This window comes from Amycolatopsis sulphurea, from assembly GCF_002564045.1.
Lineage (GTDB): Bacteria > Actinomycetota > Actinomycetes > Mycobacteriales > Pseudonocardiaceae > Amycolatopsis > Amycolatopsis sulphurea.
In genome coordinates this window covers 1,819,747-1,839,393 of record NZ_PDJK01000002.1, presented here as the reverse complement: position 1 = coordinate 1,839,393, position 19,647 = coordinate 1,819,747, and the positions used below count along the sequence as shown (strand labels likewise).

Here is a 19,647-nt window from a genome sequence, read left to right as displayed (position 1 = left end):
GTGTGAACAATGATGCGTCGTGACGACACTGCCGGTATCACGGCGGTCGGCGGCCAGATCGGTGGTGGTGATACCGCAGATCCGTCTGGGGCACTGGCCCTGCTGCAGGTGCTGCGGTGTAAGGGCGCTGCTGGGATCGACCTGCTCGCGATGGCTACCGAGGTGCCGGAAACGGTGGTCTCCCAACGGTTGTCGGTACTGTGCGCGCGGGGCGACTGCGTCTGGGCCGGGCAGCGGGCCTGCTTGACCCCGGCGGGCAGAACGCGGCTGGCGGAACTGCTGGCTCTCGAACGACGCAGCCTGGATCCGGGAGCGTTACGGCCACTGGTAACGAAATTCGGGGTGGTCAACGCCGAATTCAAGGCATTGCTCACCGGCTGGCAGCGCGCGGACATCACCGCCGCCGCGTTCACCGACCGCTTCCAGGCGCTGCATCGCCGCACCCGAAAGGTGCTGGAACGACTGGCCACTGTCGTGCCACGGCTGGCGGTGTATCCCCGGCGGCTGGAGCGCGCGGCGGGCCTGGTCACGGCCGGTGACCTGACGTGGCTGGCGTCTCCGCTGCACGACAGCTATCACAGCATCTGGTTCGAACTGCACCAGGAACTACTCGAGCTGACCGGTCGCGACCGCGCCGCCTGCGAAGAGGCCGGGGAAAGCGGGCAACCATGACGGTGGTGTGGCTGGACGGACGACCGAGTCTGGACCGCGGCCTGCTCGGGGGCAAAGCCCTGGGGCTCAACACCATGCTCGGCCTGGGGTTGCCGGTGCCGCCGGCGTTCACCGTGACTACCCGGGCCTGCCGCGACTACCATCACGGCGGGCGCCGGATGCCGGCCGCGCTCGAAGCCGAGTTGTGGGCCGGGATCGGCCGGCTGGAACGGGCGACCGGCAGGCGGTTCGGATCGGCCGAGCATCCCTTACGGGTTTCGGTGCGCTCCGGCGCCGCCCACAGCATGCCCGGGATGCTGGACACCGTCCTCGATCTCGGTGGCGCGGACCCCACCCAGGCACGGGGACGCCTGACCGCGGCCGTGGCTGCGGTGTTCGACTCCTGGTGCTCACCCCGCGCGCAGATCTACCGGCGCGAGCACGCGATCCCCGACGACGGCGGCACCGCCGTGACGGTGCAGGCCATGGTGTCCGGGGACACGGACGACGAGTCCGGGACCGGGGTCCTGTTCACCTGCAACCCCATGACCGGCCGGCCCGAGCCGTACGGGGAGTGGCTGCCCCGCGCCCGCGGTGACGACCTGGTCGCCGGGCGGCGCACGCCCCAGCCGGTGGACCTGCTGGCCCGGCACTTGCCGCGGGCGCACACCCAGCTGCTCGCGGCAGGCCGGAGTCTGGAACAGGTCGCCCGCTGGCCGCAGGACATCGAATTCACCGTGGAACGCGGACGGTTGTGGTTGCTGCAGACCCGCGACGCCCAGTGCGCGCCCGTGGCGGCGGTGCGTATCGCCGTGACATTGTGGCGCGCCGGCTTGATCGACGTCAGCCACGCACTGCAGCGGGTCGGGCCTCGCCGGCTCGCCGAACTCGGCCGGCACCGTTCGGCGACTCCGGCCGCAGGCGTGCCACTGTGCCGCGGCGTGCCCGCGAGCCCCGGGGTCGCTTCAGGAACGGTTGTCACCGACCCTGAGCACGCTCGGCGGCGGGCAGACGCCGGGCACGACATCGTCCTCGCCCGGCCCCGTACCGATCCGGGTGACGTACCGGCCATGTTCGCCGCGCGCGCCGTGCTCACCGAGGTCGGTGGAGCCACCTCACACGCGGCGATCGTCTGCCGCGAACTCAACCTGCCCTGCGTGGTCGGCTGCGGCCCCGGCACCCTCACCCCGTTGCAGGGCCGGCAAGTCACCGTCGACGGCGACACCGGCGCCATCTTCCCCGGCATGCTGCCCGGGCCGCGCACCGGCGACGAGACCGACCCCGACGTCGCCCTGTTCCGCACCTGGGCTCACCACGCACCGGAAACCGTGGCGGACAAGGAGGCCGACGCGTGAACCTCGACCTGACCGACCCCACCCGGGGAACCAGCGAACCCGGCCGGCTGTGGAGTACCACCAACATCGGCGAGGCCACCACCGATGTCCTGTCCCCGTTGTGCTGGTCGTTCTGGCAGCAGTGGTGTGATCTCGCGTGCCGCGACGGCCTTTACGATCTGGGCATTCTGCGCAGTGGTGAACGCGCCGCCACCGCGGACCAGAACCACGCGACCAACGGATGCTTCCACGGCCGGCTGGCCGTCAACGTCGACTTGCTGCGCGGATACCTCGGCCGGGTACCGGGCCCGATGGCCGAGGACTTCGAGCGGGACCTGCTCGGCATGGTGCGGCCCGATGCCCCACCGGTGTCCACATCGTGGCGCACCACCATGACAGTGGCCCGCAAAGCCCCCGCGGTGATCGTCAGGCATTCCCTGGTGACCCGGCGGCGCTACCGGCGCGAGCTGCAGTGGTGGCAGCGCACCGCATTCGCTCCCGTCCCGGATCCCCGGGCGTTGCTGATCGATGCGGCCTGGCATTTCCGGCAGTCGATGCGCACGCACTCGCATTGCCGCCTGCTGGTGCAAGCCCACTATTCCCTCCTGAACAGGCTCATCGCCGCCGCGGGGCAGCGGGAGCTGTATCCGGCAGTCGTGGCCGGTCTCGGTGGGGTGCAGGAGACCACCATGAGCCAAGACCTCTGGAACGTCGCCCACGGCGGGCTCGACCGGCACGAATTCCTGCGCCGCCACGGTTACCACGGCCGGCACGAGGGCAACCTCACCGGCAGTTCCTGGCGTCAGGATCCCACTCAGCTGGACTCGTTGATCGCCGCCTACCGCGAACGGCCACCCGGCGAGCAACCACACGCCCAGGCCACCCGCAGTCAGCAGGCGCGTCAGCAGGCGATGCGCACGCTGTGCGCCGCGCTACCGGCCCGCACCCGCGCCGTGACACGCATCGTCGCCCACCAGCTCGCTGCCCAGGTGCGGCTCCTGCAGCAAAGCAAGGCCAGTTTCGTGATGGCGCTGGACGTGGCCCGGCACGCGGCTCACGGCATCGGCCGCGAGCTGGTCGCCGGTGGACACCTCGACACCCCCGAAGACGCCTGCTACCTGACCCTCACCGAACTCCGCGCCACCGTCCCGGGCAACGCCCGCGAACTCACCACCTTCCGCCGTGCCCGCCACACCGGCTACCGCGGCGTGCGCCTGCCCACCTCGTTCACCGGTATGCCCGACCCGATCCTCCCTGACCCGCACGCACCCGGTGACACCGCGCCCAGCGCCGCACCGATCGTGGGCATCGGCGCGTGCAGCGGCGTCGCCGAAGGCCGAGCCCGCGTGCTCACCGACCTCGACGAGGCCGGCCAGTTCGAGCCCGGCGAGATCCTGGTCTGCCGCACCACCGACCCGAGCTGGACGATGCTGTTCACCCTGGCCGAAGCCCTCGTCATCGACATCGGCGGGCTGGGCAGCCACGGTGCCATCGTCGCCCGGGAACTCGGCGTCCCGTGCGTCATCGGCACCGACGACGGTACTCGGCGACTCCGTACCGGCGACCTGATCCACGTCGACGCGACCGCCGGAATCGTCCGCCACCTCAACCCCACCCCACCACATTCTCGGGAGCAGTCATGACTTTCGTGCCCGCCGACGACTATCAGCACGAGGCCGGATCCCACCCGCGCTGGCAGGAAACCTACTGGTTGGGCGCCTGGGACGGGCAAAACCGCGGCGGCGTATCCATCCATCTGGCGCGTCAACCACACGAGGGCCACGTCGCCACCCAAGTCACCGTGGTGACACCCGAGGGGACCGTGTCACTGGGCGGCAGGCACCCCGGCGACGACGCCCTGGCCATCCCCGGCCTTGACGTCGACATCCACGCTCCGTTCGAGCACTGGACGATGCGCTACGCCGGCGCCGGCGTCCGCGGCCCCAACGAACACGGGCTCTACGCCCAGACCCCCGGCGAGGTCCCCTTCGGATTCACGCTCGACTTCCACCACCCCCTCCCGCCCCATGATGTGGGCTCGGTCTACCTGGATCGCGTCGCGAAAGGTGTCACCAACAACCAATATGTCGCCGGCGCGGTGTTCACCGGAGAAGTCTGGTGCGCCGATCACCACACCCCGGTCTCCGGGCTCCTCACCCGCGACCACTCCTGGGGCGTCCGCAACTGGGATTTTGACCTCGGCATAGCGGCCTTTATCGCTCTCGACGACGCACAGACTTTTCTCACTCCGGGTTCATTCTTGGCCGGTGACCGCTGGAAAAGCTTCTGCGCCATCCACGACAAGGACGGATTACGCGACCTCGGCGAAACCTGGGCCCGTGTCGACGGTCTCCCTGTCGTCGGCGGTTACCGCAACGCCGCCTTCGGCATCCCCGAAGTTCCCGCCGGACAGCAGATTGTCGAAATCACCGGGCATGCCCAACGACCGCACTGGTCTCCCAGCGTCACCTCGGGCACCAACATGCTCTGGCTTATCAGTCTGAGCACAGTGCGATGGGGTGACAAGACCGGGCAGGGAACCCATTGGACGGTATTTCCGGCCACCAGCCCGCTCGCCGCGAACCTCGCCCCTGACCGTGGACAGTCCGAACACCTGCCCATCATCGGCCCGGATCGGTCCGTCCCGGCACCATGACCAGCCCTTTCCCGGAAAGCCGGCCCGGAAAATGCAGCTACCGGGCAAAGTACGGGACATCCAGCACGACACCAGCCAATCGTCTCGAACACCGCACAGGAGACAGCCCATGAGCAGCAGTCGGGTCGGTACTTCTGACACGAGCCGCCCGGATGGCCTGGACACGCGTCGGCGCAGGCTGACGCCTGTTGTCGTCTGGGCCGGAATCGGCGCGCTGTTCCTCGCTGCCGAAGGGTGGGTACTGGTCCGCTGGGTCCCCGACGGTGGCGTACATTCCGTGCCGCCCCGTGACGAAATATCACCAGCCCGCACGGTAGTCCTGTGGGCGACGCAGATCATCCTCGCGCTGGTAGTGTGCGCGAGCGCCTGGTATTCGGTACGCACATCCCGCCGCGAAGGCCGTGTCAGCGTCTTTGCGGCACTGTTCGTCGGATGCCTCTCCGGCTTCTGGCTGACGCCCATTGTGAACTATCAAGACCTCGTGGAAGTGGTATCGCATCATGTCCTCCATGTGAGCACCTGGGGCCCCTACATCCCCGGCTGGCATGGACCCGAGCCGGACCAGCAGGTGGAATCGGTCGTCGCAGTCACCGGAATCGCGACCTGCATCGTGATCTGGTGGATCTATATCGCACTGTTCATCATCCGGGGGATTGCGCGAGCCAGGCCACGGTGGGGACTGCCCACATTGCTCGCCGCGGCCGTACTGGCCTCGCTCGTCACCGAGCTTGTCATAGAAGGACCCTGGATGCTCGCCGGAACATATCGCTGGGGTATTCCGGCAAGCCTGGCGATCTTTGCCGGGCAGCCCCATCAGGTCCCACTGTACACAGTTGTTCCGGCCACCTTGTTCATCGCCCTGCCCGGGGCGGTCGCGATCTACTGGGCGGAGCGTCGCAACACCGAAGTGCATTTCTTGCGCGGTAGTAACCGATCCTTGCTCAGGCTGCTCGCCGGAGTTGGATTCGGACAATTATGCATATTGTTCTATGTCATCGGAGATGCGCTTATTGCACACATGTCAGTCGCCTGACATCTTTCTGTTGGCTATAGCTCTCTGCCGGCCGCACTCCGTGAGGTGATGACCATGAAGGCGCTCAGATTTTCCGGGTGTGCCATGATTTCGCGATGCCGCGTGCATCGCCGTGGGCGATTTCCGCAATACTTGGGAAACTTGTGGCCTTTGAGAGATAATGTCATGCCTCGGTGAATTTTTGTGCGAGACTTCCCCGGCGCCAGGGTCGGCGCGGGTATTCACCCATGTGGATCGGGCGGCGTTCGTCACCGAGATCCGCGACTGCACGCTGATTCCTCAGCGGTGCCGGGAATCATGGTTGCTCCAGTCGGGGTAAGGCGTTGCGTGTAGGAAAAAAATGGCTTAACGTCGTTGGGTAACGGTAATGCCTCGCTATGCCACCATCTGTCCAGGCGCTGAGCGCTCGCGGGCCGCGCGGCGGCTCGCCCGGTACCAGCTTTCGGGTCTGGTGCCACGTGATGGATGCGCCCGGCGCGGCCTGATGCCGATCATGGCACCCGCCGCCGATCCGTGTCACCCAGCGGAGGGCGGGCGCCCCGAGCTGCTGTTCATCCCGGGGGAAACACCGATGCGCGCGCCAATTTCCGTGCCCGCGGCCACAGGCACTCGCGGCCGGTGCGGCAGTCGTCCCGCTGCGGGGGCGTCTCGCAACGTCCGTCATGCGATGCCGCCTGCTTCAGATGGCTACGCCATGCACAACCCACCGCAGGCAACGAACCTTACGGTGGTGGATACCGCGACAGGACGAGCATGATCGGCCGCACGTTGCAGGTGCTGGACGTGGTTGCCGACAGCGACACCCAGCCATGTGGTCTCAGTGAGATCGCCCGGCGTGCAGGGGTGCCGAAGGCCACGACTCACCGGTTGCTGAGTGCACTGTGCGCGCACGGACTGGTGGACCGGTGGGGATACAAGTACGTACTCGGCGAGCGGCTGGGCGTGCTGGCCGCGACGCACCCCGCTGACCCGCACCAGTCCGGCGTCCTACGGGACGTGGCTATACCATTCCTGCTCGACCTGCACAGGACACTCGGCGGAATGGTCTACCTGGGAGTGCTCGCGGACGGGCAGGTGCACAGCCTGGAACGCCTCTACGGCCACCACACGCCGCACCTGCTGCGCAGACTGGATGACAACCGGCCTCTACCCGGCACCGCCCTGGGCAGACTATTGCTGGCCGACGCGCGCCAGCGGGCCATCGCGACCACTCGTCAGGCGGGGTCACCGGCATTTGCTCACCGCGCGGCCATCCGCTCGGACGGACTGGACGCCGACCTGGCCGAGATCCGGCGTACTGGGGTCGCCATCGACCACGAGAACCACCTACCAGGCATATCCTGTGCAGCCGTGCCCGTACACGATCGAGGCGGACAGGTACTGGCCGGTATCGCGTTCGCCGACTACACCAGCAGATTTCCCGTACACCAAGCCATCCCCAACCTGCGCCGTAGCGCGCGGGGCGTCGATGTCGCCCTCCGGAAACTCCGTCTGTACTACCGTTGATCGAGGGCATGTTCCGCAACCTGCTGGGCGAGGATGGCGTCCTCGCGCTCGACACCAGCGGCCGGGTCACTCTGCACGACGGCGGAAACGTGTTCGCCTTCCGCGCCGACGGCAAGCTCGACACCCAAGCGTCCGCTGCGGACTCGCGCAAACCCGCGGCGCTGCCACGGAATTGCCGCCTTGTCTCTCGCAATTTTCACAAGATATGCCATGCGCCGTCGAACGCACGGCAACCGACAGAATGCCGTGGCACGGCGTCGCCGCAGTGCCACACCCCACCACTCTGACCGGTGCTGATGCCGAGAACGAAAAGCTCCAGGTGCACTGGCGGGATTGCTGATGCGGGCGTGCCGGCGCCGAGTCCGACGCTGCGCAGGAATTGCTTGCGGTCCGGTGCGTGGTACCTCGCCGGCATCGGTCGACCAGTTCCTTGACTGCGGGCGTCGGGCTGCCCCACCCCGTTGACAACACCCACGAGATTGCCCGGCACCACAACGCCGAAGCTCGGATCGTCCACGCCGACGCCGATTGCATTGTCGCCGCCCACGGCCGCGCCTTGCTGGAAGTGGACCAACGCAGCCTCGTCAGCTTGCCCGGCGCCGACGTGTTCCTGGACAGCCAGTACTCGACCGCAAGGGCAAGCCGTAAACGGGCCATCCCCGCTGGTCAGCAAGGGTGTTGATGTTGTGGGCCGCCAGGGGCTCGAACCCTGGACCCAGGGATTAAAAGTCCCTTGCTCTACCAACTGAGCTAGCGGCCCGCGAGGACAGCTTAGCTGTAGGCAGCCGGCAGCCGTGCGGCCTGGGTGGGTTTGCTGGCCGTGGCGCGGCGGAGTGATCGCCGGCTTGGCGCTCCCGGGCCGTATGGCGGCTGCTGGTGTCGAAGTGTCATCCACAGGTCGGCCGCGAGCTCGTCGACGTCGGTCGCTGCTGGCGGAGCGGCGCGGGTGGTGGACCCCGCTGTACTTCGCCGTCGACAACGGCGCGCTGGACGCTGCCGAGGCGCTGCTGGACGCCGGGGCGGACATCGAGGCGCGCCGATCGTGAGATCACGCCGCTGCACCTCGCGGTCAACCGGTGGCGGCAAAGCCCGGACGGAGCGATGATCAAACTCCTGGTGGACCGCGGCGCCGACAAGGCCAGCGTGGACATGCACGGATGGACGCCGAGTGACCGCGCGAAAGGCCAGTTCGGCTTCCCCGACGACCTGAGGGAGCTGCTCGCCCCGTGACCCAGCCCGAACTCGCCGAGCACTTCACTCGCTTCCTCGGTGAAGGCCAACACGCCGCGCAGTTCGACCGTGGTGTCGAGCTGGGCGCTACGAGCGGCCGGAATTCGTCACCTTCGCCACCCGCGGGCTCTCGGATCTCGACGTCGCCGCGCTCAAGCCGCAGGAACTCGTCTGCTCGGTCCTGCCCGGCCAAGATGGTGCGGCGGCCCAGCTGGTCACCGTGCTGTTCGAGCAGATCCTCGCTACCGACCGCGGGCCTGCAGTGCCGCAACTGACCCCGACACTGATCCTCGACCGCACCCAGATCCACGGGTTGCTCGCCACCGGCCATCCCTACCTCGACGAAGCCTTCGACGCCATCGTGAACAACGGTACTGTCGCCATCCAGCTCGTCACCCTGATCCCGCTCACCGGCACCGAAGTCCGCCAAGCGCAAACATCCGGCCTGGACACGCTGGAAGCTACCGACCCGGCACTACTCGACGTCACGCGAGCTGACTAGCCGATCGCCGTCGTGCGGAGAAGTGCGGCGCTCTCGCTGTCCGGGGCCGGCACTCAGCGCCCGTGAACCCGTCGGCCGGGGCCAGTTGACAAGCCTTCCTGTGGCTGTCAGCCTTGGCGTAAATTACCGCCGTTCATTTCAATCGAACGCGGAGAAATCGAAAGTGGAGAAGCGGAGGCCAGCATGACCGACCGCGCCGGAAGCCGGGTGACGTCCACGAGTCCGCGCCTCGGTCGTTTCGAAGCCGAGTTCGCCCGTGATCCCGATGCGGCTGTCGGTGCGCTGCTGGTCGACGTCGCCGCCGCGCGCGGGCCGATCATCGAGGAGATCGCGGGTGCGCCGGATGCGCTGGTGACCTTCGTGTACGTCGACGATGTCGACCAGGTCGAACTCGGCACCCAGGCTCTCATGCTCGAACCTCCGCGCACCAGCGAGCGGATGCGGCGTGTGGCAGGCACGGATGTCTGGACTCTGGTGCTTCGCGTGGCCCATGATGTGACGACGGCGTACCGCTTCCAGGTGGACCCGCCCGTGCTCGGCGACACCACCGAGGAAATGATGGCAACAGTGTCCGACCCCGAGCAGCAGGCCGCGTTCGTCGCCGCCTATGCCCGTTCGATACGCCCCGATCCGTACAACCCGCGCCGGGTGACCGATCCGCTCAGCGATTCCGGCGAACCGCGGAACAGCGTGCTGGTCATGCCCGATGCCGTCGCGCTGCCGTCGCTGCCGGACGTCTCCGAGCGGGTCGAGGAGCATGTGCTCCCGGGCGGGCGGCGTGTTGACCTCTACCGGCCGGCGAACGGGGGCGACGACTTGCCGCTGGTCGTGGTGCTGGACGGTGAACACTGCCGTCCAGGGCTGGTGCTGGAGCACCTCGACGCCGCGATCGCCGAAGGTCGTGTCCCGCCGGTGCGGGTCGTGCTCTGGCACAATCTCTCGCCGACCTCGCGGATGGTCGAGATGGCGTGCAATCCCGTCCTTCCGGCGGCGCTCGCCGACGAGCTTTTCCCCTGGCTCGACGAGCGCGGGCTGCTTCCTCCCGTCGCGCAGCGTGTATTGGCCGGTTTCAGCTACGGCGGGCTCGCGACGGCGTACACGGTCTTGCATCGTCCGGATCTCTTCGGCGCCGCGCTGCCGATCTCCGCGAGCCTGTTCTTCACGCCCGACCCGAACACCGAGCCGGGCGAATGGCTCGCCCGCCAGGTGCGGCCTGGCAGCACGCGGGCCAGGTGGTTCCTCGCGGTGGGGCAGTTGGAGGCCACCGCGATCGGCCTGCCGGGCGTCGCGGCTGACACCACGATGGTGAGCAGCGCCGGTCGCTTCCACGACGCGCTCCGTGATGCGGGCGCCGACGTCGCCGGCCTGCTCGAATATCCCTCGGGGCACGAGATGTTCACGGTGCATGCGGCGATCGAGCAGGGGTTGCCCGCGCTGCTCACGCCTTCGGCTCAGCCGGCAGATCTCGCAGAATGAAGTCGAGGTGAGCGCTGATGTCGTCGCGATGCCCGTGGGGGTGCCGGGCGAGGTAGCGGGCCGTCAGCGGGCCGGTGTCGGCTATGCGGTCCGCGACCCGATCCTGCAACGGGCGTCGCCGCGGGGCCCTGAGGTTGGCTGCGGCCACCGAATCGCCCACGACGACCGTGACCAGCAGCCGGTACAACACGTGCGCCTGCGGCTCAGAGGCGCCGGCCTCGATGAGCGCCGCGAGCATCTGTTCCGCGTACGCCATTTGCGCGGAGCCCGACATCTCCGGGATGTGGCCGACCGTGTTGCTGAGCATCCCCGGCTGGTCGATCCCCGCTCGGTGCAGCCGCGTGACCAGTTCACGGATCCGTCGCATCGGGTCGGCGGGCAGGGGCTGCTCCAGCAAGTCGCCGATGAAGGCGTCGGCGATGGCGTCGACGAGTTCTTCCTTGTCTGCCATGTGGTTGTAGAGCGAGGCCGCGGTGACGTCCAGCTCCTGCGCCACCAAGCGCAGCGATACGTTGGACAGACCGAGTCGTCTCGCCACCCGGGTTCCCGCGGTGACGATCGACTCGCGGCTCAGTCCGGCCGACGTGCCGCGGCCACGGCGAGAGGCGTTCATCGTTCAGCACCGTACCGAAATGGAGAGAAATGATGTCCGACAGCGTTCGCCCCGAGAGCGTCGACCCTGACTGGGATCATCTCGACCGTCTCATCGCCGAAGCCGGTCGCAGCGGGAATATAGGCCGCGAGTTCCTGCACGCGATGACCGAGGGGTGGCAGGCGTCGTCCTTCGACGATTCCGAGTGGACGGGCACCGCGCCCCGGCGGGCACGTCGCGACCGGGTGGCCGCGGAGCTGCGGGGTACGACGGTGCTCGTGCCCGTCGGCGTGCTCGTTCGCCGTACCAATGACCTGCACTATCCTTTCCGCCCCGGCACCGACCACATGTGGCTCGCCGGACCGACGGATGCGGGCGCCGTGCTGGTGTTGTCCGCAGAGGGCGACTGGACGCTGTACGTGGACCAGCGCCCGCCTCTCGGCGACCCGATGGCGTTGCTGGACATCGCCCGCGGCGCGATCTGGGACGGGCCGCCGGTTCCGTCTGAGGTGCTGAGCAAGCGGCTAGGCCTCGACGTGCGGCCGATCGACGAGCTGGAACGGCGCGTCGCCGGGCTCTCCGCCCGCGCCGTGCGAGGCCTCGATCCGCGCGTCGATGCCCTTTCGGTCGACGACGACGGCGAACTCGAACGACACTTCGCGCGGTTGCGGTTGATCAAGGACGAGTACGAAATCGCGCAGCTTCAGGACGCGGTCGACGCCGCGGTGCACGGCTTCGAAGCGGTCGCCACCGAGCGTCGCCAGCTGCTGCAGCACGGCGAGGCATACGTGGAAGGACTTTTCGCGCTGCACGCGCGGTTGCGTGGCCGCGGTTTTTCCTACACGCCTGTGGTCGGCGCCGGCGTGCACGCGACCGTGTTGCACTGGTTCGGCAACGACGGCCGCATCGCCGAGGGCGACCTGCTCCTGCTTGACGCCGGGGTCGAAGGGGCTGAGCTGTACAGCTCCGACGTCACGCGCACGTTTCCGGTGTCGGGACGGTTTTCCGCCGTACAGCGCGATGTGTACGACATCGTGCAGGCGGCTCACGCAGCCGCCCTCGCCGCGGTGCGCCCTGGCGCGCCGTACGCCGCGGCCGGCGAGGCTGCGCGCGCAGTTCTGGCGGACGGGCTGCGCGGCCTCGGCGTACTCCCGCATCCCGCGCTGGCGCACCTGCCTGACACCGAGGCCGCTCGCCGGTGGTCGCCGCACGGAGTCGGGCACATGCTCGGCGCGGACGTACACGACGCCGGTGTGATCGCGGCGGAATACGCGGCGGGCACCTATCAGGCCGGCCACTGCCTCACCATCGAACCCGGCCTCTACTTCTCGCCGTACGACCAGTGGGCGCCCGAACACCTGCGTGGGGTCGGAGTCCGCATCGAGGACGATGTCGTGGTCACTGCCGATGGTGTGGAGGTACTTTCCGCCGCACTGCCGACGAAAGCGGGCGAGGTCGAGAGCTGGCTGGAGGACCGCTAGCGGGTGCTGGGCGGTGCCGGTTCGGTACGAAGGAGTGGGTGCGAGTGGCCGGCCGGACTCGTCTGTTCCCCATGAAGTGCGGGCACGGTGCTGGTCAGCTGGTCACGGTACATCTCGACGTAACGAGCGGCGGCTTTTCGGATGCGGGCGAGGGCGGCTCCGGCCAAAGGGCGGACGAGGTTGTATTTCATGTGGCCCGCAGCGCCTCCGGCACCGTCGTAACCCCATGCGGTCCCTCCCCGTGATCGTTCCACCACCGGGTACGGGACCAAGACCAGCCGATACCCGCCTTCGGGCACAGCCGGGCGGCACAGGCACAGACCAATCGGGCAAGGCGTGACGACCCCCGGCCCGCGTAAGATCAACCGGGCACAAGGTCATCCTGGTGAAGGGGGGTTCGGTGTCCAATCCGCTGGTGGCGCCGGTAAAGGAGACTTCGGCGGTGGCCGGGGTGCCGTTGCTCGAAGACGCGACGGGGCTGAAGGACGCGATCGAGAGCAAGAACTGGGCGGCGGTGGCCATCGGCGCGGTGGGGACCGCGCTGGACGTGCTGACGGCGGTGATGGACCCGTTCGGCGCGATCTTCGCGGCCGGGGTGGGCTGGTTGATGGAGCACGTCGGCCCGCTCAAGGAGGCGCTCAACGCGCTCACCGGCAACGCGGACGAGATCGAGTCCCAGGCCGAGACGTGGACGAATGTCGCCAAGGAGCTGGAAAGCGTCTCGGGTGAGCTGACGGAGCTGGTCAAGAAGGACCTGGAGGGCTGGCAGGGCGAAGCGGCCGACGCGTATCGCAAGCAGGCCGAGGACACCTCGCAGCTGATCGCCAGCGCGCAGAAAGGCTCGGAGGGCGCGGCCAGCGGGGTCAAGACCGCCGGTGAGGTCGTGGCGGCGGTGCGGTCGCTGGTGCGGGACACGATCGCCGACCTGGTGGGGCACCTCATCAGCTGGGCGTTGCAGGTGGTGTTCACCATGGGCATCGGGATGACCTGGGTGGTGCCGCAGGTCGTCTCCGCGGTGGCGAAGACGGCGTCGAAGATCACCCAGGTCACCACGAAGCTGGTCAAAGCCCTCAAAGCGCTGATGCCGCTGCTGAAGAAGGCCGGGACGCTGTTCGAGGAAGCCGGAAAGGCGTTGAAGGGCATCAAGGGCGGCAAGCCGAAGCCCGGCGGCAAGCCCAAGGACATCGACACCCCCAAAGGCTCCCCGGGCAAGGACGACGCCACCACGACCGCGGGAAGCCACAGCCCCCCGAAGGACGGCGGCACCCACGGTTCGGGCAAACCGGATTCGCCGCCACCCGGTGAGCGTGGGGGTGACGGGGAAGGGGCTGCCACCAACGGCGGCGGCTCCTCGTCGACGTCGAAGCCCGACACCCATGACCGGCCGGTACCGGATCGGCGGGTGTGCCGGGACGAGGTGCCACCGAAGAAGAAGAACACCTGCGGCGACCCGGTGGACATCGCCACCGGCGAGGTGATCATGGAGCAGGTCGACCTGGAACTGGGGGCGTTCCGGATCGGCCGCGTGCACCTCTCCTCCTACCGCGCGGGGCGCTCGTTCGGCACCACCTGGGCGGCCACCGAGGACCAGCGCCTCGAAATCGGCCGGCACGACGTGCGCTTCGTGGGTCCGGACGGGACGATCCTGACCTACCCGCTGACCGCGCCCGGCGCGCCGGTCCAGCCGGCGAGTGGCCCACGCTGGATGTTGCACCGCGACGCCGACGGCAGTTTCACGCTCGACCAGAGCGATGAGGGAAGGATGCTGTGGTTCGCCGGCTCCGGCGTACGGCCTGGTGCGGTGCTGCCGGTGCAGGAGATTCTCTTCGCGAACGGCGAGACCGCGCGCTTCACCTACGAAACCGGTATCCTGAAAGGGATTCAGCACTCCGACGGCGCCCGCGTCGCGTTCCGGCATGCGAAAGGCCGCCTGATCGAGATGCGGGTCCTCGGCGCCGAGCAGGTGCCGGACGTAGTGGTCCAGACCTATGGGTACGACGAGCGCGGCCACCTCAACGCGGTGGTGAACTCCTCGGGCCTCGCGCTGCGTTTCGACTACGACGACGCTGGCCGGTTGACCGGCTGGCAGGACCGCAACGGCGTTTGGTACCGCTACCTCTACGACGCGCACGGCCGCTGCATTCGGACCGTCGGCGCCGAGGGCTTCATGGACGGCACCTTCGACTACGAGCCGGGCCGCACCCGCTACACCGACGCCCTCGGCCACGTGACGAGCTACGAGCTGAACGAGCGCGGCCAGACCGTGCGGCTGACCAACCCGCTCGGCGTGGTCACCGAATTCGCTTGGGACGAAAGCGAAAACCTGATCACCCGGGTCGATCCGCTCGGCCGGTGCACCACCTATGACTACGCCTCCGAAGGCACTCTGCGTCACGTCATCCGCCCGGACGGCAGCGTGGTCACGCTCACCCACGAGCAAGGCGAGCTGACCGCGGTTGCCATGCGGATCGAGGATCGCCTGTGGCGTCGGGATTATCAGTCCGGCGCCGCCCCCGACCCGGTGACCACGCAGGTCGGTGCGGCGAGCGCGGCGCTGCCCCCGGCCGTCGCCGAGGTGCTGCCCGAGCCTGCCGAACGCGACCAGTTCGGCAGGCCGCGTTCGGTGCGCGAGGCCGGTGGCCGGGTCCTGCTCGGCTGGACGGTCGAGGGCCTGCCCTCGGCCCGCACCGGCGCGCGGGGCGAGCGCGAGGTGTGGCATTACGACGGCGAAGGCAACGAACTTGAGCACATCGACGAACTCGGCAGGCTGACCCGCCGGGAATACGGCCCGTTCGACAAGCTCATCGCGGTCACCGACCCGGCGGGCGCGCGCACGCAGTACGGCTACGACAGGGCGCTGCAGCTGGTATCGGTGACCGATCCGCTGGGCCAGGTCTGGTCGCTGCGCTACGACGCCGCGGGGCGGCTGAGCGGGCAGACCGACTTCGGCGGTCGGACCTGGACTTTCGAGTACGACGCGGCAGGTCAGCTGGTGCGCGTCATCGGGCCGGGCGGGGTCACCGAGAACCGATACGACCTGCTCGGCAACCTCGTCGAGGTCCGGGCCCCGCACGGGACGACGACCTACGAGTACGACCCGGTCGGCGAGGTCACGCGGGTCGCCTCGGCGGATTCGGTGGTGGAGTTCGAGCGGGACGAGCGGGGCCGGGTCGTGCGCGAGACCATCGACGGCCGTTCGGTCACCTTCGCCTACGACGAGGAACAGGCCACCATCCGACGGCGGACACCGTCCGGAGTGGACAGTGAGTGGTCCTTCGACGACCAGGATCGCCCGGTGGCCCTCGCAGCCGGCGGACACACCGTGCGTTTCCGGCTCGACGAGAATGGCCGCGTGCTCTCCCGCGAAGCCGATGCGGTGAGCGTGCTGCAGCAGACCTACAGCCCGCGTGGCCTGCTGGCCGGGCAGACGCTGTCGACCCCGGCCGGTGGCGTGCTGCGCCGAGCGTTCGATTACGCCGCCGACGGCAGTCTCGCCGGGGTGCGTGACGAGCAGATCGGCACCACAGGCTACGCGCGGGACGCAGCCGGCCGCATCGTTTCGGTATCCGGCGCCGCCGGGCAGGAACAGCTGGGCTACGACCTGGCGGGCAACCTCACCCAGTGGTCCGGCGCCACAGGCGGCACCGACGAGTACGACGGCCTCGCCCGGCGGACCCGGCACCACGAACCGGGTCCCGGCGGTCCGCGGACCTGGGAATACCAGTGGACCGGCGAACGGCTGACCGGCCTGCGCACCCCGGACGGCGGGCGATGGCGCTACCGGTACGACCCGCTCGGCAGGCGGATCGCGAAGGAACGGTTGCGGCCGGACGGTTCCGTGGCCGAATGGGTGCGTTTCACTTGGGACGGCACGACACTCGTCGAGCAGGAGCAGGCCGATGCCACCGGCGCCCGGCGCACCACCACCTGGGAACTGCGGCCCGGCACCGGCGAACCGGTCGCCCAGCTGGAACGTGACGCGTTAGGCATCCGGTTCTTCACCTTCGTCACCGACGGCGTCGGCACGCCGACCGAGCTGGTGAACGAGGCAGGCCGGGTGGCCTGGCGCGGCGCCCGGACGTTGTGGGGCCGGGTGCGGCCGGTTCCGTCGCCGTCGGGCACCCCGCTGCGTTTCCCCGGCCAGTACGCGGACCTGGAATCCGGCTTGCACTACAACGTTTTCCGCTACTACGACCCGGCCACGGCGCGGTATCTCAGCCAGGATCCGCTCGGCATGGATGCGGGCTCGAACCCGACCGCGTACGTCGCCGACCCGTTCGCCGAATTCGACGCGATCGGCCTGCTCACCGAATGCGAGCGGAAAGAGCTGGAGGCGAAGAACAAGGCCGCGGCCACCGACCCGCAAAGCCGGCACAATGCCGCCAATTCAGGCGGCAGCAGCGACACTCCGTCGGGCAATTCGAACAAGCGGAAGGCCGAGGACCCGCCGGACGACACCACGCAGCCGAACTCGAAGAAGACGAAGAACGACCCGTGGGAACGGGTTCCCTGGACCAACGAGACCAACCAGCACCTGCTCGACCAGAAAGCGGACCCGAACGGCCCGCTGAACGGCTGGAAGATCCCGGAGCGGGCGAGCAAGCCGGGGGAGCGCTGGGACGGGCGGCACATCATCTCGTTCCAGACCATGCGCGACAACCTGCAGAAATGGGTCAATCATCATTATCCGCCGGGGCATCCCGAGCGGGACAAAATGTACAACGAGAAATATCCCGAGGTGCTCAAACAGCTCAACAGCAAGAAGGAGAACCTGCCCATCGGGGAAGGGACCACGAACAGCTCACTCGGGGCCATCGTGAAGAACTTCCCGGTTGTCGAGAAGCGGGTCGACGGGACGTACACCCCCTCCGGCAAGCCCCATCCCGATCCGCCGATGAACCCGGAGAAGGCGCTGGACAAGTCCGGTGGTTACAGCAAGCCGCTGAAAGGTGAGTTCGCCAAGCCGATCTACGACGCGTTCCCCAACAGCAAGGGTTTCTCGGGCGAATACCGGCACTTCGAGACACCGGAGCAACAGCGGCCGCTGCTCAACGACATCCGCGACAGCGCCGACTTCGACTGGCCCGGCGGCAAGTCGCAGCAGTTCGAGGACTGGTCCAGCTCGTTCCGCGAGTTCAACCAGATCGGGCAGCACCCGGAACGGTTCGGCCCGGAGGATCTGGACGGGGTGATCGACCGGTTCATGAACCTGAAGGCCCCGGACGGGTCGCACGACAGCTTCGACCAGTTCAACCACCGGCCGGGCGCGACCACCAAACCGCTCGCCAAGAAGTGAGCGCCCGCGACGTGCCGCTTCTTGAAGGCTGTGAAGGGGCCCTTCACGGAATCAGAGTCCGTGAAGGGCCCCTTCACCGCACTTCGGCGCCTACGGGTCCCGGGCCGTTGCGGCAGCCTCGGTGGCAGCAACGTGCCGACCTGCCGCCGAGACCGCCCGGCGCATCCTAGGTTGGCGTGACGAGCACACACGTCATGCGGAGGGGCCGTGCGGGACAGCACGAAGGCGGAGTTCACCTCGATCGCCGAGGAGGTCGCACGGGGCGTTTTCACCCAGAGCAACCTCCTCTGGATGGCTGAATGCGAGATCCGGGCAAGGCTGCCGGAGACCATCTACCAGCACGCGCAGGCCCTCTTGCCCAACCTGGCCGCGCTAGCCATCTCCAACACCACTCCGGACCGCGCCGAAATGCAGCGCAGCCTGGAAAGCGCGGCGTGGCACCAGCTCGAAGCCGGCCTGCCGGACCTGGTGCAGCGTGCCTCCGCCGAGGTTCTGCCCGAGCTGGCCGCGTCCGCCGTGCGCGAAGCGACACCGGACAAGGAGAAGCTGCGGACGGAACTCGTCACGCAGGTGTCCGCCGAAATGCGGGCACTGGCGGTCGATGCGCTGGCGGATGTGGTGCGCCAGGCCGTCGACCAGGTCCGCGCCGAGGTGGCCGGTTCGCTGGAGCAGCACTCCGCGGAAACGATCGCGACGCTGGCTCGTGCCGCAGTCGACAAAGCTGCTCCGGACCGGGCCGAAGTGGGCGACGAGCTGGTGCGCGAGGGAACCGCCGCGCTGCTGGACAACGTGCGTTCGGCGGTCGGCGAGGTAGCGCCCGAGGCGGTCCGCCAGGCAGCGGAGCAGGCTCGCGACACGCTGGTCGACCAGACGATGAAGGCAGCAGGCGAGGCGCTACCGGAGCTGGCCCGCAATGCGGTGGCCGACGCGGCGCCGGACCCGCGGGTGTTGCACGACCAGCTCGTCGCCAAAGTAACCGATTCCGCCCGCACGGCGACCCTGGCCGCCGTGCCGGACATGGTGGAGAAGGCGTCCGAGGAAACGCTGAAGTCGTTGCGCAGCGCCGTTCGGGAGGAAGCCGAGAAGGCGTTCTCGGAGCTGGCGCCGAACGTGGTCACCGTCGTGCTTCCGCAGGGCAAGAAGGTCGAACTCGGCGCGGACACGCATGCGGTGCTGCCGGAAGTGCTGGTGGCCCTGCACGCCCGGTGCCACGTGCTGCTGGTCGGCCCCGCCGGTACCGGCAAGTCCATGCTGGCCAAGCACGCCGCCGTGGCACTGGACCTGGATTTCCAGGCACTCTCGCTCGGTCCGACCACGCCGATGAGCAAGGTGTTCGGCTACTTCGACGCCAACGGCCACTACCACGACACCCCGTTCCGCCGGGCGTTCGAACACGGCGGCGTGATGCTGCTGGACGAGCTGGACAACGGCCATCCCGGGCTGCTCGCCGAGCTGAACCAGGCACTCGCACTGGGCACTTGCGCCTTCGCCGACCGAATGGTCGACGCGCACGAGAACTTCCGGCTGGTCGCCACCGGCAACACCTACGGCACCGGCGGCGACCGGCAGTACGTCGGCAGGCAGACGCTGGACTCCGCGACCCTGGACCGGTTCGTGGTGATCGACGTGCCGATCGACGAGGGCCTGGAGGAACGGATCGCGCTGCGGCACGCGCCGTCGCATCCGGAGCAGGTACAGGAACTCCTCGATGAGGTAAGGGATCTGCGGGAACTGGCGGAGCGCAAGAAGCTGCCGCTGCTGTTCTCCCCGCGGGCCAGCATCGACGGGGCCAAGCTGCTGGAGGCGGGGGCCACTGTGGACCAAGTGCTGCAATGGCGGGTGGTGCGCGGGCTGTCCGAAGCGCACCGCAAAGCGCTCGAAGCGGACTGA

Annotated in this window: 15 protein-coding genes, 1 tRNA gene and 1 pseudogene; 15 read left to right on the top strand and 2 right to left on the bottom strand. The window is 68.5% G+C overall.

What is annotated here, in order from left to right; genetic code table 11:
* Positions 1–9: 9 nt before the first annotated feature.
* The 8 genes from ATK36_RS14585 to ATK36_RS14550 all read left to right on the top strand — a co-directional run bounded on the left by ATK36_RS14585 (position 10) and on the right by ATK36_RS14550 (position 7,862).
* A complete protein-coding gene (locus tag ATK36_RS14585; RefSeq protein ID WP_098511920.1) occupies positions 10–672 on the top strand; it encodes a hypothetical protein in 663 nt (220 codons plus the stop codon).
* The gene (locus ATK36_RS14580; protein WP_098511918.1) at positions 669–2,006 is read left to right on the top strand and encodes a PEP/pyruvate-binding domain-containing protein; all 1,338 of its coding nucleotides are present in this window, start codon (positions 669–671) and stop codon (positions 2,004–2,006) included. The genes ATK36_RS14585 and ATK36_RS14580 overlap by 4 nt, the downstream gene beginning before the upstream one ends.
* Complete coding sequence (locus tag ATK36_RS14575) at positions 2,003–3,628, top strand: PEP-utilizing enzyme (RefSeq protein ID WP_098511917.1); 1,626 nt, start codon at positions 2,003–2,005, stop codon at positions 3,626–3,628. The genes ATK36_RS14580 and ATK36_RS14575 overlap by 4 nt, the downstream gene beginning before the upstream one ends.
* On the top strand, positions 3,625–4,641 hold the full coding sequence (locus ATK36_RS14570; RefSeq protein ID WP_098511915.1) for a hypothetical protein: 1,017 nt from the start codon (positions 3,625–3,627) through the stop codon (positions 4,639–4,641). The genes ATK36_RS14575 and ATK36_RS14570 overlap by 4 nt, the downstream gene beginning before the upstream one ends.
* A 109-nt stretch (positions 4,642–4,750) precedes the next feature.
* Positions 4,751–5,674 (top strand): spirocyclase AveC family protein, encoded by a 924-nt coding sequence (locus ATK36_RS14565; protein WP_170069736.1) that lies wholly within the window; start codon positions 4,751–4,753, stop codon positions 5,672–5,674.
* A gap of 753 nt (positions 5,675–6,427) precedes the next feature.
* The gene (locus ATK36_RS14560) at positions 6,428–7,180 is read left to right on the top strand and encodes an IclR family transcriptional regulator (RefSeq protein ID WP_170069735.1); all 753 of its coding nucleotides are present in this window, start codon (positions 6,428–6,430) and stop codon (positions 7,178–7,180) included.
* Between the two features lie 8 nt (positions 7,181–7,188).
* Positions 7,189–7,467 carry a hypothetical protein gene (locus ATK36_RS14555; RefSeq protein WP_098511911.1) on the top strand — a complete coding sequence of 93 codons (279 nt, stop codon included), beginning with the start codon at positions 7,189–7,191 and terminating at the stop codon, positions 7,465–7,467.
* Positions 7,468–7,610: 143 nt separating this feature from the next.
* Positions 7,611–7,862, top strand: coding sequence for an SAM-dependent methyltransferase (locus tag ATK36_RS14550; RefSeq protein ID WP_245914737.1), 252 nt, complete (start codon positions 7,611–7,613; stop codon positions 7,860–7,862).
* 5 nt (positions 7,863–7,867) lie between these two features.
* Here the strand turns inward: ATK36_RS14550 and ATK36_RS14545 are convergent.
* Positions 7,868–7,940, bottom strand: a tRNA-Lys gene (locus ATK36_RS14545).
* Between the two features lie 124 nt (positions 7,941–8,064).
* Here ATK36_RS14545 and ATK36_RS32880 point away from each other — a divergent pair.
* The 4 genes and pseudogenes from ATK36_RS32880 to ATK36_RS14530 all read left to right on the top strand — a co-directional run bounded on the left by ATK36_RS32880 (position 8,065) and on the right by ATK36_RS14530 (position 10,388).
* On the top strand, positions 8,065–8,226 hold the full coding sequence (locus ATK36_RS32880; protein WP_211291881.1) for an ankyrin repeat domain-containing protein: 162 nt from the start codon (positions 8,065–8,067) through the stop codon (positions 8,224–8,226).
* Between the two features lie 55 nt (positions 8,227–8,281).
* Positions 8,282–8,410 (top strand): hypothetical protein, encoded by a 129-nt coding sequence (locus ATK36_RS34230; RefSeq protein ID WP_281259063.1) that lies wholly within the window; start codon positions 8,282–8,284, stop codon positions 8,408–8,410.
* A 151-nt stretch (positions 8,411–8,561) separates the two neighbouring features.
* Positions 8,562–8,912, top strand: a pseudogene (locus tag ATK36_RS14535) (suppressor of fused domain protein); the annotation flags it as partial.
* 183 nt (positions 8,913–9,095) lie between these two features.
* Positions 9,096–10,388 (top strand): alpha/beta hydrolase, encoded by a 1,293-nt coding sequence (locus tag ATK36_RS14530; protein ID WP_098511908.1) that lies wholly within the window; start codon positions 9,096–9,098, stop codon positions 10,386–10,388.
* On the opposite strand, the gene ATK36_RS14525 is transcribed toward ATK36_RS14530, so the two are convergent.
* A complete protein-coding gene (locus ATK36_RS14525) occupies positions 10,351–11,001 on the bottom strand; it encodes a TetR/AcrR family transcriptional regulator (protein WP_098511906.1) in 651 nt (216 codons plus the stop codon). The two genes, ATK36_RS14530 and ATK36_RS14525, sit on opposite strands and share 38 nt — an antisense overlap.
* A gap of 32 nt (positions 11,002–11,033) precedes the next feature.
* Here ATK36_RS14525 and ATK36_RS14520 point away from each other — a divergent pair, with 32 nt between their 5' ends.
* The 3 genes from ATK36_RS14520 to ATK36_RS14510 all read left to right on the top strand — a co-directional run bounded on the left by ATK36_RS14520 (position 11,034) and on the right by ATK36_RS14510 (position 19,647).
* Positions 11,034–12,461 (top strand): aminopeptidase P N-terminal domain-containing protein, encoded by a 1,428-nt coding sequence (locus ATK36_RS14520; protein ID WP_170069734.1) that lies wholly within the window; start codon positions 11,034–11,036, stop codon positions 12,459–12,461.
* A gap of 400 nt (positions 12,462–12,861) precedes the next feature.
* Positions 12,862–17,757 carry an RHS repeat-associated core domain-containing protein gene (locus ATK36_RS14515; RefSeq protein ID WP_098514897.1) on the top strand — a complete coding sequence of 1,632 codons (4,896 nt, stop codon included), beginning with the start codon at positions 12,862–12,864 and terminating at the stop codon, positions 17,755–17,757.
* Positions 17,758–17,964: 207 nt separating this feature from the next.
* On the top strand, positions 17,965–19,647 hold the full coding sequence (locus ATK36_RS14510; RefSeq protein ID WP_211291880.1) for an AAA family ATPase: 1,683 nt from the start codon (positions 17,965–17,967) through the stop codon (positions 19,645–19,647).

Coding starts and splice junctions, on each gene's coding strand:
- ATK36_RS14580 (WP_098511918.1), top strand. CDS start 669: ATGACGGTGGTGTGGCTGGACGGACGACCGAGTCTGGACCGCGGCCTG.
- ATK36_RS14555 (WP_098511911.1), top strand. CDS start 7,189: ATGTTCCGCAACCTGCTGGGCGAGGATGGCGTCCTCGCGCTCGACACC.
- ATK36_RS14560 (WP_170069735.1), top strand. CDS start 6,428: ATGATCGGCCGCACGTTGCAGGTGCTGGACGTGGTTGCCGACAGCGAC.
- ATK36_RS14585 (WP_098511920.1), top strand. CDS start 10: ATGATGCGTCGTGACGACACTGCCGGTATCACGGCGGTCGGCGGCCAG.
- ATK36_RS14530 (WP_098511908.1), top strand. CDS start 9,096: ATGACCGACCGCGCCGGAAGCCGGGTGACGTCCACGAGTCCGCGCCTC.
- ATK36_RS34230 (WP_281259063.1), top strand. CDS start 8,282: ATGATCAAACTCCTGGTGGACCGCGGCGCCGACAAGGCCAGCGTGGAC.
- ATK36_RS14565 (WP_170069736.1), top strand. CDS start 4,751: ATGAGCAGCAGTCGGGTCGGTACTTCTGACACGAGCCGCCCGGATGGC.
- ATK36_RS14570 (WP_098511915.1), top strand. CDS start 3,625: ATGACTTTCGTGCCCGCCGACGACTATCAGCACGAGGCCGGATCCCAC.
- ATK36_RS14525 (WP_098511906.1), bottom strand. CDS start 11,001: ATGAACGCCTCTCGCCGTGGCCGCGGCACGTCGGCCGGACTGAGCCGC.
- ATK36_RS14520 (WP_170069734.1), top strand. CDS start 11,034: ATGTCCGACAGCGTTCGCCCCGAGAGCGTCGACCCTGACTGGGATCAT.